The sequence below is a fragment of the Pseudomonas sp. SWRI154 genome (assembly GCF_014268645.1).
GTDB lineage: Bacteria > Pseudomonadota > Gammaproteobacteria > Pseudomonadales > Pseudomonadaceae > Aquipseudomonas > Aquipseudomonas marvdashtae.
The window spans coordinates 19,485-31,811 of the sequence record NZ_JABWQW010000018.1 but is presented as its reverse complement, the minus strand read 5'-3'; the positions used below and the strand labels follow the sequence as shown (position 1 = coordinate 31,811).

The window sequence follows — 12,327 nt, the reverse complement described above, 5'->3', positions numbered from 1 at the left end:
TGCTCTTGTGGCGAGGGAGCTTGCTCCCGCTGGGCTACGAAGTAGCCCCAAAAACCTTGTTGGGTGGGCTTCGCCCACCAGCGGGAGCAAGCTCCCTCGCCACAAAGGCGATTATTCGCATCTCCACCACTCTACCCACACATCACCAACGCATCCATCGCCTTCAGTAGAGCTCAAGCCCCTCGATCCGTTACCATGCCGCTCTTATTTTGGTATGGGCGAGGAGACGCTGGTGGAATTTGTGCTCTATCTGCTGCTCGGCGCCTGTGCCGGCGTACTGGCCGGGTTGTTCGGCGTGGGGGGCGGGATGATCATCGTCCCGGTGCTGGTGTTCAGCTTCACGTTGCAGGGTTTCGACCCGCAGGTGTTGACGCACCTGGCGGTCGGCACGTCCTTGGCCTCGATCATTTTCACTTCGATCAACGCCGTGCGCGAGCATCACCGTAAAGGGGCGGTGCGCTGGCAGATTTTCACCTGGATGACCGTTGGCATCCTGATCGGCGCCGGTTTCGGCGCGATCACCGCCGAAGCGATTTCCGGTCCGCACCTGCAAAAGATTATCGGCGTGTTCGCCATGCTCGTCGCCGCGCAATTGGCCCTGGATTTCAAGCCCAAGGCCAGCCGCACGGTACCGGGCAAGGTCGGGTTGTCCCTGGCCGGCACGGTGGTCGGCTGGGCTTCGGCGATTTTCGGCATCGGTGGCGGCTCGCTGACGGTACCGTTCCTGACCTGGCGCAGCGTGCCGATGCAGCAAGCGGTCGCCACGTCATCGGCGTGCGGGCTGCCCATCGCCCTGGTCAGTGCGTTAAGTTTCATGATTCTGGGGTGGCAAGATCCACTGTTGCCGGCCCATAGTCTCGGTTTTGTGTATTTGCCGGCGCTGCTGGGCATCGCCCTGACAAGCATGGTCTTCGCCCGCTTCGGTGCGCGGCTGGCCCATCGTCTGTCGCCGCGCTTGCTCAAGCGGCTGTTCGCCGCTTTGCTGTTCAGCGTCGGCTTGAGTTTTCTGCTCTGACGCAATCCTGGCTTAATCCCGAGGTGGCAGCGTCGCCCGGGTATTTTTTGACGTTCACGAGGAATATCAATGCTGCCTTACCCGCAGATCGATCCGGTTGCCCTGGCCATCGGCCCGCTGAAAATCCACTGGTACGGCCTTATGTACCTGATCGGCATTGGTGGCGCCTGGCTGCTGGCGTCGCGCCGGCTGAACCGGTTCGACCCGACCTGGAACAAGGAAAAGCTCTCGGACCTGGTGTTCTGGCTGTCCATGGGCGTGATCGTCGGCGGGCGCCTGGGCTACGTGTTGTTCTATGACCTGAGTGCCTACCTGGCCAACCCGACGCTGATCTTTGAAGTGTGGAAGGGCGGCATGTCGTTCCACGGTGGATTCATCGGCGTGATGCTCGCGGCGCTGTGGTTCGGCAAGCGCAACAACAAATCGTTTTTCGAGCTGATGGACTTCGTCGCGCCAATGGTGCCGATCGGCCTGGGTGCCGGGCGCATTGGCAACTTCATCAATGCCGAGTTGTGGGGCAAGGCGACGGACGTGCCTTGGGCAATGGTCTTCCCCCCGTTCAGCGACCCGGCGCAGTTGCCGCGCCACCCGTCGCAGCTTTATCAGTTCGCTCTCGAAGGCGTGGCACTGTTCCTGATCCTCTGGCTGTTTTCGCGCAAGCCGCGACCCACCATGGCGGTATCGGGCATGTTTGCGCTGTTCTACGGGATCTTCCGCTTCATCGTCGAGTTCGTCCGCGTTCCGGACGCCCAGCTCGGCTATCTGGCGTGGAACTGGCTAACCATGGGCCAAGTGTTGTGCCTGCCGATGATCGTTGGCGGCTTGGCACTGATCTGGCTGGCTTATCATCGCGCGCCGGCTGCGACGGCCAAGGTTTAAAATTCGAACCCGGGGCTCAAACCTCGGGGTCAAGGACACAGGTAACCCATGAAGCAATATCTCGATCTGGTGGCCCACGTCATCAAGAACGGCACCAAGCAAGCCAACCGCACCGGTGTAAACACCATCAGTTTTCCCGGCGCGATGCTGCGTTATGACCTGAAAGAAGGTTTCCCGGCCATCACCACGCGCAAGATGGCTTTCAAATCGGCCATCGGAGAAATGTGCGGATTCCTGCGTGGTGTGAACAATGCCGCTGAGTTCCGCGCCTTGGGCTGTAAGGTCTGGGACCAGAACGCCAACGAAAACGCCCAGTGGCTGGCCAACCCGTTCCGCCAGGGTGAAGACGACCTGGGCGAGATCTACGGCGTGCAGTGGCGCAAGTGGCCGGCTTACAAACAGATCCCCCTGAACAACCCGGCGGCCATCCAGCAGACGCTGGCCCAGGGTTACCGGCAGATTGCCGAAGGCGAAGAAAACGGCCAGGCCTATGTCGTGCTGTACAAAGCCATCGACCAGGTTCGCCAGTGCGTCGACACCATCATCAAGGACCCAGGCAGCCGGCGCATCCTGTTCCATGGCTGGAACTGCGCCCAGCTCGATGAAATGGCCCTGCCGCCGTGCCATCTGCTGTACCAGTTCCACCCGAATGTCGAGACGAAGGAAATCTCCCTGACCCTCTACATCCGCTCCAACGACCTGGGCCTGGGCACGCCGTTCAACCTCACCGAAGGCGCCGCGCTGCTGAGCCTGATCGGTCGCCTGACCGGCTACACGCCGCGCTGGTTCACCTATTTCATCGGCGATGCCCACGTCTACGAAAACCACCTGGACATGCTCAACGAACAGCTCACCCGCGAGCCGTTCCCGATGCCCAAACTGGTGATTTCCGAGCGCGTGCCGGAGTTCGCCAAGACCGGCGTGTACCAGCCTGAATGGCTGGAGTTGGTAGAACCGAGCGATTTCTCTCTTGAAGGCTATCAACACCACGCGCCGATGACCGCGCCAATGGCGGTCTAGAAACACGACTATTGATCGCTCCCACGTTCTGTGTGGGAACGATCATGGGTGCTAAGGGCTCAGTGCCCGTGACTACGCCCCACATGTGAATGCTCCACTTCCGGCGCCACCGCGCCGCTGACTTCCAGCCGCTGCAAGATCCCGCATTGATCCAGGTCCGGCCCTTCGCCGCAGCGATGGCGCAAGTCGATCAGTTGCGCCTGCAAGGCCAGCAGGCCGTCGATACGTGCCTTGACGTGATGGATGTGCTCATCGATCAACGCATTGACGCTCTCGCACTGGTCCTGGGGGCTGTCGCGCAGGATCAGCAGGCTACGGATCTCCTCCAGGGTCATGTCCAGGGTGCGACAGTTGCGGATGAACGTCAGCCGCTCGGCGTGGGCCTGGGTGTAGACGCGGTAGTTGCCGTCGCTGCGAGCGGGCTCCGGCAGCAGGCCCTCGCGCTCGTAGTAACGGATGGTCTCGACTTGGCAGTCGGTGAGTTTCGCCAGTTCGCCGATCTTCATGGCACGCCTCCGAAATAGATGCTTGACCCTATAGTGGCTACAGGGTCTCTACTGTGCAACAGGCACTTTTCACGGACGTAACCCGATGAGCGACTCCATCCACACACCCAAATCGGCCCACGGTCACGATCACGGTCATTCCTGCTGCTCATCCAAGGCGGCGCCATCGCTGGTCAACATTGGCAAGGCGCCAACGGACAGTGCGCGGCTGAGCAGTTTTCGCATCGAAGCCATGGACTGCCCCACCGAACAGACGTTGATACAGAACAAACTCGGCAAGCTCGAAGGCGTGCAGCAACTGCAGTTCAACTTGATCAACCGGGTGCTGGGCGTGACTCACGACTTGCCCAGCGATGCGCCGATCATCAAGGCTATCGGGTCCTTGGGGATGCAAGCGGAACCGTTTACGGCCGGTCAGGAAGAATCCACCAACAACCTGCCCGCACCCGCCAAGCCTTGGTGGCCGTTGGCGCTGTCCGGTGTCACCGCGCTGGGTGCCGAGGTGATTCATTTCACCAACGCCGCGCCAAACTGGGTCGTCGCGTTGGTGGCGCTGGCGTCGATTCTCAGCGGTGGCCTCGGCACTTACAAAAAGGGTTGGGTCGCCCTGAAGAACCTCAACCTGAATATCAATGCCTTGATGAGCATCGCCGTGACCGGCGCGGTGTTGATCGGCCAGTGGCCGGAAGCGGCGATGGTGATGTTCTTGTTCACCGTGGCTGAGTTGATCGAAGCCAAATCCCTCGACCGCGCTCGCAACGCCATCAGCGGCCTGATGCAAATGGCCCCGGAGCAGGCCACCGTGCAACAGGCTGACGGCACTTGGCAGGTCCAGGCTGTCAAAGCCATTGCCCTCGGCGCTCGGGTGCGGGTCCGTCCCGGAGAACGCGTCGGCCTGGACGGTGACGTGGTCGCCGGCCGTTCGACCATCGATCAGGCGCCCATCACCGGCGAGAGTCTGCCGGTGGACAAAACCGTGGGCGACAAAGTGTTCGCCGGCACCATCAACCAGGCCGGCGAGTTGGAGTACACCGTGACCGCCGTCGCCGATCAATCCACCCTTGCGCGGATTATCCATGCCGTGGAACAGGCCCAAGGCTCCCGCGCGCCGACCCAGCGTTTCGTCGATCGATTCTCAACTATTTACACTCCGGCAGTGTTTGTCCTGGCGCTGGCCGTAGCCGTCATTGCGCCGCTGTTCATGGGCGCGCTGTGGTTCGACTGGATCTACCGGGCATTGGTCCTGCTCGTGGTCGCCTGCCCGTGCGCACTGGTGATTTCCACCCCGGTGACCATCGTCAGCGGCCTGGCGGCAGCGGCGCGCAAAGGCATCCTGATCAAGGGCGGCGTTTATCTGGAGAATGGCCACAAGCTCGATTACGTAGCCTTGGACAAGACCGGCACGATCACCCATGGCAAGCCGGTGCAGACCGACTACGTGCCGCTGGACCCGACGGTGGAAAACACCGCCAGGGCGCTGGCCGCCAGCCTCGCCGCGCGTTCAGACCATCCAGTGTCGCGCGCGATTGCCGATGCGGCTGTGGATAACCAGCGGGCACAGCACGCTGTGGATAACTTCGCGGCGCTTGCCGGACGCGGCGTGCGCGGCGACATCGACGGCCGGACGTATCATCTGGGCAACCACCGACTCGTGGAGGACCTCGGACTGTGCTCACCGGAGCTGGAAGAGAAACTTTTTGCCCTGGAGAAACAAGGCAAGTCCGTGGTGCTGCTACTCGACGGCACGGGCCCCCTGGCGTTGTTCGCCGTGGCGGACACGGTGAAGGACTCCAGTCGCGAAGCCATCCGGCAACTGCACGGGCTGGGCATCAAGACGCTGATGCTGACTGGCGACAATGCCCACACCGCCGAGGCGATTGCCGAACAGGTGGGCATCGACCGGGCCCGTGGCGATTTGTTGCCAGAGGACAAGCTGAAAGCCATCGAGGAGCTGTATGCCCAGGGTCACCGGGTCGGCATGGTCGGCGATGGCATCAACGACGCCCCGGCCCTCGCCCGCTCGGAAATCGGCTTCGCCATGGCGGCGGCCGGCACCGACACGGCGATCGAGACCGCCGACGTCGCCTTGATGGATGACGACCTGCGCAAGATTCCGGCGTTCATCCGGCTGTCGCGGCAGACGTCCAGCATCCTCAAACAGAACATTGCCTTGGCGCTGGTCATCAAGGCGATCTTTCTCGGCGTCACCTTTGCCGGGTTCGCCACCATGTGGATGGCGGTGTTTGCCGACATGGGGGTGAGCTTGCTGGTGGTGTTCAATGGGTTGCGGTTGTTACACAAGTAAAAGGCCAGGGTGACGCATGGCTTCATGGGGCCGCTTTGCGGCCCAGCGGGAGCAAGCTCCCTCGCCACAAGGGCAACGCTTGAAGCCGCTTCAATCACCCTTGGGCTCGCGAATCTTGTACCAGGCTACATAGAGCGCCGGCAGGAACAGCAATGTCAGCAAGGTGGCGATGATGATCCCGCCGATCATCGCGTAGGCCATCGGGCCCCAGAACACTTCCCGGGCAATCGGGATCATCCCCAGGCTCGCCGCAGCCGCCGTCAACAGGATCGGTCGGCGCCGGTGCTCGGTCGCTTCCACCACCGCATCCCAGGGTTCGTAGCCGTCACGTTCATACTCGTCGATCTGGGTCACGAGGATCACCGAGTTTCGAATGATGATGCCGATCAGCGCGAGGATGCCGAGGATTGCCACAAAGCCCATGGGCGTGCCCGTCGGCACCAGCGCCAGCACGACGCCGATCAGGCCCAACGGCGCGACGCTCGCCACCAGGAACAGTTTCTGCACGCTGTGCAACTGGATCATCAGGAACGTCGCCATCAGGAACAGCATCAGCGGCACGACGCTGGCGATCGGTCCTTGGGCCTTGCTGCTTTCCTCTACCGTACCGCCCGTGGCGATCTTGTAGCCCACCGGCAGCTTGGCGGCGAATTTGTCGATGTCCGGTTGTAGCTGCCTGACCAAGTCGGTGGGCTGGATTTCATCGCGCACGGCGGCCTTGATGGTAATGGTCGGCTTGCGGTCGCGACGCCAGACCAGCGGCTGCTCCAACTCATAACGCACCGTGGCGAATGCCAGCAGCGGGATTGACGTGCCACCTGGAGTAACGATTTGAAGATTCTGCAGGGTTTCCGGCGAACCGCGTTCGGCGTCTTCGGCACGACCGACCACATTGATCAGGTAGATGTCGTCGTTGACCTGGGTCACCGGCGAACCGCTGACAATGCTGTTCATCAGCCGAGCCACGTCATCCGAAGACAACCCCAGTTGCCGCGCCTTGTCCTGGGCAATGTCGATGCGCAGCACTTTGCCCGGCTCGTTCCAGTCATAGATGATTTCGCCGATGTGCGAGTTCTTGTCCAGCTCGGTGGCCAGTTCGATGGCGTGCTTGCGCACCTGGTCGATGTCCTTGCCACTGACGCGGTACTGGATCGGCCGGCCCACCGGCGGCCCCATTTCCAGGGCTTGCACGTAGCTGCCTATGCCGACGAAATCGTCGCGCAAGCGCTTCTGCAAGCGTTCGGTCAGCGCCGTGCGCGACTCCAGGCCCTTGCTGACGATCACCAGTTGCGCGTAGTACGGGTTCTGCAGTTGCTGGTCCAGCGGCAGGTAAAAGCGGATCGCGCCTTCGCCGATGTAAGTACTCCAGCGCGCCACGTCCGGGTCATCCTTGAGGGTCGCTTCCAGGCGGTCGACGGCTTTGCGGGTCTCGTCCATCGAGGCGTTCTGCGGCAGGTTGAGGTCCACCAGGATCTCCGGCCGGTCCGAAGACGGAAAAAACTGGTTCTGCACAAAGCGCATGCAAAACACCGCCAGCACGAACAGCAGCACCGTGATGCCGATAGCCCACCAGCGATTGCGCATCGCCCACAACAAGCCGCCGTTGAACGCCCGACCGATACGCCCCGGCTCGGCGCTGTGGGGTTTGATGTTGGTGCTGAGGATATGCACGCCGATGACCGGGGCGAACAGCACCGCGACGATCCAGGACACCAGCATCGCCACGGCGATGACCGCGAACAGAGTGAAGGTGTACTCACCGGCGGAACTGGCATTCAGGCCAATGGGCACGAAACCGGCCACGGTCACGAGGGTCCCGGTGAGCATCGGGAACGCCGTCGAGGTGTAGGCAAAGGTGGCGGCCTGTTCCTTGCTGTCACCTTTTTCCAGGCGCGTGACCATCATTTCCACGGTGATCATCGCGTCATCCACCAGCAAGCCGAGGGCAATGATCAGCGCGCCGAGGGAAATCCGCTGCATGGTGATGCCGCTGTATTCCATGAACACGAACACCATCGCCAACACCAACGGGATCGAGCAGGCCACCACCAGGCCGGCCCGTATGCCGAGGCTGATGAAACTGACGACCAGGACAATGACCACCGCCTCGAACAAGGCGCTGGTGAAACCGCCGACGGCCTCCTCCACCACTTCGGCCTGGTCCGACACCGTGTGCACGCCGACGCCCACGGGCAAGTCAGCGGTCAGTTCGTTCATCCGCGCATGCAGGGCCTTGCCGAAGTCCTGGATGTTGCCGCCCTTCTTCATGGCGATGGCAAGGCCGATGGCCGGCGTGCCGTTGAAGCGGAACATCGGCGTCGCGGGATCGACGTAGCCACGGCGGATGTCAGCAATATCAGCAAGGCGATAGAACCGGTCATTGAGCCGCAGGTTGACGTTGGCCAGGTCCTTCTCCGACTGGAACTGTCCCGACGTGCGCACGGAAATCCGTTCCGGCCCGGCGTCGATCACCCCGGCCGGGGTCACCGCATTCTGCGATTGCAGGCTCTGCACCACCTGGCGCTGATCGATGCCCAGGGCCGCGAGTTTGCGCGTGGAGAAGTTCAGGTACAGCACTTCGTCCTGCTCACCCACCATCTCGACCTTGCCCAGGCCCGGTACGTCACGGATCTCGGCCCGCACTTGCTCAACGTAATCGCGCAACTGGCGCATCGACAGGCCGTCGCCGGTGAAGGCATACACCGAACCGTACACGTCGCCGAACTCATCGTTGAACCCAGGGCCCTGCAGTCCCTCTGGGAAATCACCACGAATGTCGTTGATCTTCTTGCGGACCTGGTACCAGATCTCAGGGATTTCCTTGGCGCCGGTGGTATCGCGCAGATAGACAAACACCGTCGATTCCCCAGGCCGGGTGTAGCTCTTCACATAGTCGAGGGAGTCGAGCTCTTCGAGTTTTTTCTCGATGCGGTCGGTGACCTGCTTGAGGGTTTCTTCCTGGGTCGCGCCAGGCCAGCGGGTCTGGATGACCATGGTCTTGATGGTGAACGACGGGTCCTCTTCGCGGCCCAGATTCATGTATGAAAACACGCCCATCAGCAACGCGACGAACATCAGGTACCACACGAACGACTGATGCCGCAGGGCCCACTCGGATAAGTTGAAAGGCCCTTTCATCGTGCTTCCTCGTCGAGTTTCACTTTCTGCCCTGGCTTGAGGCTGTTCACGCCGGCGCTGACTACGCGATCACCGGGCTTGATGCCGTTAGCCACCAACACTGAATCAGCCGAGCGTTCGAGAATTTGTACTTCGCGTGGCGAGACCGTCTGGTCCTGCGGGTTGATCAGCCAGATTCGCGCCTTGCCGTCGACCTCTTGCAGCGCGGTGAGCGGCAGCTCGATACGCGGCTCGATGGCTGAACTCAGGGTCACGCCGATGGCCGTGCCGAGGCGAAAGCCCGGCGGCGTGTCGGTCAGTGTCAGGCGCGCGCGACGGGTGCGGGTGGCGCTCTGGGCCTGGGGTTCGATCTCGCGCACGATGGCGGTGGTGCGGGTCGCCGGGTCCAGTTGCGCGGCGACTTCGAAGACCACGTCCTCAGGCAGGCGCTCAGCCAATCCAGCCGGCAGGTCGATCACCGCCTCCTTGATATCTGGACGAGCCAGCGTCACCACTTGCTGGCCGGCGGTCACCACTTGCCCGGCCTCGGCATTCCAGGCCGTGACAACCGCGTCGTGGTCAGTATGCAGTTCACTGTAGTTGAGCTGGTCGCGGGCTTGCTCGACCGAGGCCCGGGCTTGTTCCAGGGAAGCTGCGGTGGTCTTCAGGTCGGTCTGGGCGATGTCCAGTTGCGCCTGGGCGCCGACGCCACGGTCGAACAACTGTTGCTGGCGACGGGCGTTGGCCTGGGCGTTGATGTACTGCGCTTCGATTCGCGCCAGGTCGCCTTGAGCGGCGCGCAATTGGTTCTGCTGGTCGGTGGGGTCGAGGGTCGCGAGCAGATCACCCTTCTTCACTTCGGCGCCAACGTCGACGTTGCGGCTGGCGATCCGTCCTGGCACGCGAAAGCCCATATTGGTCTCGTAGCGCGCCTGGATATTCCCGGCGAATCGGCCGAGGGCCTGCTGGTCGAGGGCACGGACCTCAATGGACAACACCGGTCGCACCGGCTCCGGCGGCGCTTCTTCCTTGGAACAGGCGGCGAGCAGCAGGCCTGCCGAGACTATCCACAAGCGCTTCATGGCTGGGCTCCCGGCGTGGATTTCTCATAAGTATTTTCAGCGATCTCGACGCGCACGCCAGGGTGCAGCAGTTGGCCGCCAGCGGTAACGACTTTCTCACCGCCCTTGAGCCCGTCGCTGATGATGACCTTGCCGGTCAGGTAGCGACCGACCGTGACCGTATGCAATTGCGCCCGGCCCTCGCCATCCACCAGCCACACGGCAGGTTCGCTGAGGTTCTTGGTCAACGCCGACCACGGCAACTCGACGGCAGTCTTGCCGGCGGACTTGGCGGTGGCGCTGACCACCGATCCCAGGCGCATGCCCTCGGGCAGGTTGTCGAGGGTGACCTTGACCTGCACCGTGCCGGTCTGGGCGGACACCGCCGGGGTGATCTCGCGCACCGTGCCGGTGGTCTTGATTGCCGGGTTATCCAGCAAGCTGATGGTAATCGCAGCGTCCGACGGCGGCTCGCTCAGCAGCGATTCGTAGATGTTGAAAACGGCGTCGCGCTCGCCATCCCGGGCCAGGCTGAAGATCGGCTCCGTGGCCTGCACCACCTGGCCGACCTCAGCCTGGCGCGCGGTAATGATGCCTGGCGCCTCGGCGATCAGCGCGGTATAGCTCAGTTGTTCACGGGCATTGGCCAACTGGGCCTGGGCCGCCGTCAGCGCGCTCTGGCTGCTGCGCAACTGCGCCTGGGCCGCGTCGTATTCACTCTGGCTGGTGTAGCCCTTGGGCAGGAGTTTCTGCTGGCGCACGAACGCCGCCGCGCTCTGCTTGACCCGCGCCTGTTCGGCGGCCACCTGGGCCTCGGCGGAATCGACATTGGTCTGCAAGTCGCGAGGATCGAGCCGGGCCAGTACCTGCCGGGCCGAGACCCGGTCACCGACATCGACCTTGCGCTCGATGATCTTGCCGCCCACGCGAAACGACAGATCGGCCTGCACCCGCGCCTGGACATCACCGGTAAGCGTTACCGAGGCGGCGTATTCGCTGGGCGTGGCTTGCTGTATGAACACCCTGGGCAAGGCTTTTTCCTCGGGCTTCTTGTCACCGCATCCCGCCAACAACGCACACACGCCCAAGCCAACAATCAATTTGATTCCAGGACCAGCCATGCAGACTCCTTTACGTTGTACGGACGTACCAGTGACGATACGACTGTGAGCTTAGAACAGGGTTCACTGAATGCACGGCAATGAGGCAGACTCGTCTCTGACATCCATGCAAGAAAAGGAATTCGCATGCTCAAGACCCTGGCGGTGGCCAACTACCGGTCCATCAATAAGTTGGTCATTCCCCTGGGCCGACTGAACCTGATCACCGGGCCCAACGGCAGTGGCAAATCCAATCTGTATCGCGCCTTGCGCCTGCTCGCCGAGACGGCACAGGGCGGCGTGGTCAACGCGCTGGCCCGTGAAGGCGGACTGGACTCAACCTTCTGGGCCGGGCCGGAAGAAATCAGCCGACGCATGCGCAGCGGCGAAGTCCCTGTCCAAGCGATCGTGCGCCAGGGCACCAAGCGCCTGCGCCTTGGATTTGCCGGGGAAGATTTCAGCTATTCGATTTCACTGGGCCTGCCCGCGCCCAGCAGTTCGGCGTTTTCACTGGACCCTGAAATCAAGCGGGAATGCATCTGGGCCGGCCCAGTCTTTCGCCCCGCCAGCCTGTTGGTAGACCGTAACGGACCGATGGTCCGCGCTCGCGAAAGTCGCTCCTGGGATGTGTTGTCCCAACACACCCCGACCTTCGACAGCCTGTTCGACCAGGTCGGCAGCCTGCGGGCTTCGCCGGAAGTGTTGCAGATGCGCGAATTCATCCGCCGCTGGCGTTTCTACGACCACTTTCGCAGCGACGCCGACGCCCCGGTGCGCCAACCGCAACTGGGCACTCGCACCCCGGTGCTGCATCACGATGGACGCGACCTGGCCGCAGCGCTGCAAACGATCCTTGAAATAGGCGACTCCGAAGCCCTGCATGCCGCCATAGGCGATGCCTTTCCCGGCGCTCGATTGCACATCGACAAACTGCAGGGTGGACGTTTCGCCATCGCGTTCCAGCAACAGGGCCTGCTGCGGCCGTTGTCCGCCGCCGAACTGTCGGACGGGACCCTGCGCTATCTACTGCTGGTAGCCGCTTTGCTCACGCCGCGACCGCCCTCGCTGATGGTGCTCAACGAACCGGAGACCAGCCTGCACCCGGACCTGCTGCCGGCCTTGGCGCGATTGATTGTCCGCGCTTCGGCAGATTGCCAAGTGTGGGTCGTTTCCCATGCCATACGCCTGATCGCCGCATTGGAGCAGGATGAGCACTGCAATTGCATCGTATTGGCGAAGGAACTGGGACAGACCGCGATAGTCGGGCAACGGGCGCTGGATGAGCCAGCGTGGCATTGGCCGGACTAGCTGGGGCTGACGGCTT

Annotated in this window: 9 protein-coding genes; 5 read left to right on the top strand and 4 right to left on the bottom strand. The window is 62.5% G+C overall.

The window, feature by feature from the left end:
• Positions 1 to 232: 232 nt before the first annotated feature.
• From HU806_RS16800 to HU806_RS16790, 3 genes are all read left to right on the top strand, one after another.
• Entirely contained in the window at positions 233 to 1,015 is a 783-nt protein-coding gene (locus HU806_RS16800; protein ID WP_186612518.1) for a TSUP family transporter, read from the top strand.
• Positions 1,016 to 1,084: 69 nt separating this feature from the next.
• Positions 1,085 to 1,894 carry a prolipoprotein diacylglyceryl transferase gene (lgt, locus tag HU806_RS16795; protein WP_186612516.1) on the top strand — a complete coding sequence of 270 codons (810 nt, stop codon included), beginning with the start codon at positions 1,085 to 1,087 and terminating at the stop codon, positions 1,892 to 1,894.
• 48 nt (positions 1,895 to 1,942) lie between these two features.
• Complete coding sequence (locus tag HU806_RS16790; protein WP_186612514.1) at positions 1,943 to 2,914, top strand: thymidylate synthase; 972 nt, start codon at positions 1,943 to 1,945, stop codon at positions 2,912 to 2,914.
• A 59-nt stretch (positions 2,915 to 2,973) separates the two neighbouring features.
• Here the strand turns inward: HU806_RS16790 and cadR are convergent, their stop codons facing one another.
• Positions 2,974 to 3,420 (bottom strand): Cd(II)/Pb(II)-responsive transcriptional regulator, encoded by a 447-nt coding sequence (cadR, locus tag HU806_RS16785; protein WP_186612512.1) that lies wholly within the window; start codon positions 3,418 to 3,420, stop codon positions 2,974 to 2,976.
• A gap of 85 nt (positions 3,421 to 3,505) precedes the next feature.
• Here cadR and HU806_RS16780 point away from each other — a divergent pair, with 85 nt between their 5' ends.
• Positions 3,506 to 5,725, top strand: coding sequence for a heavy metal translocating P-type ATPase (locus tag HU806_RS16780; RefSeq protein WP_186612510.1), 2,220 nt, complete (start codon positions 3,506 to 3,508; stop codon positions 5,723 to 5,725).
• A gap of 90 nt (positions 5,726 to 5,815) precedes the next feature.
• Here HU806_RS16780 and HU806_RS16775 read toward each other — a convergent pair whose 3' ends face one another.
• From HU806_RS16775 to HU806_RS16765, 3 genes are read right to left on the bottom strand one after another with little or no spacing between them, the layout of a single operon-like run.
• On the bottom strand, positions 5,816 to 8,863 hold the full coding sequence (locus HU806_RS16775) for an efflux RND transporter permease subunit (protein ID WP_186612509.1): 3,048 nt from the start codon (positions 8,861 to 8,863) through the stop codon (positions 5,816 to 5,818).
• Entirely contained in the window at positions 8,860 to 9,924 is a 1,065-nt protein-coding gene (locus tag HU806_RS16770) for an efflux RND transporter periplasmic adaptor subunit (RefSeq protein ID WP_186612507.1), read from the bottom strand. Before HU806_RS16770 ends, HU806_RS16775 begins: the two co-directional genes overlap by 4 nt.
• On the bottom strand, positions 9,921 to 11,024 hold the full coding sequence (locus HU806_RS16765; protein WP_186612505.1) for an efflux RND transporter periplasmic adaptor subunit: 1,104 nt from the start codon (positions 11,022 to 11,024) through the stop codon (positions 9,921 to 9,923). The genes HU806_RS16770 and HU806_RS16765 overlap by 4 nt, the downstream gene beginning before the upstream one ends.
• A 126-nt stretch (positions 11,025 to 11,150) precedes the next feature.
• Between HU806_RS16765 and HU806_RS16760 the strand changes: the two genes are divergently transcribed.
• On the top strand, positions 11,151 to 12,311 hold the full coding sequence (locus HU806_RS16760; protein ID WP_186612503.1) for an AAA family ATPase: 1,161 nt from the start codon (positions 11,151 to 11,153) through the stop codon (positions 12,309 to 12,311).
• Positions 12,312 to 12,327 lie beyond the last annotated feature (16 nt).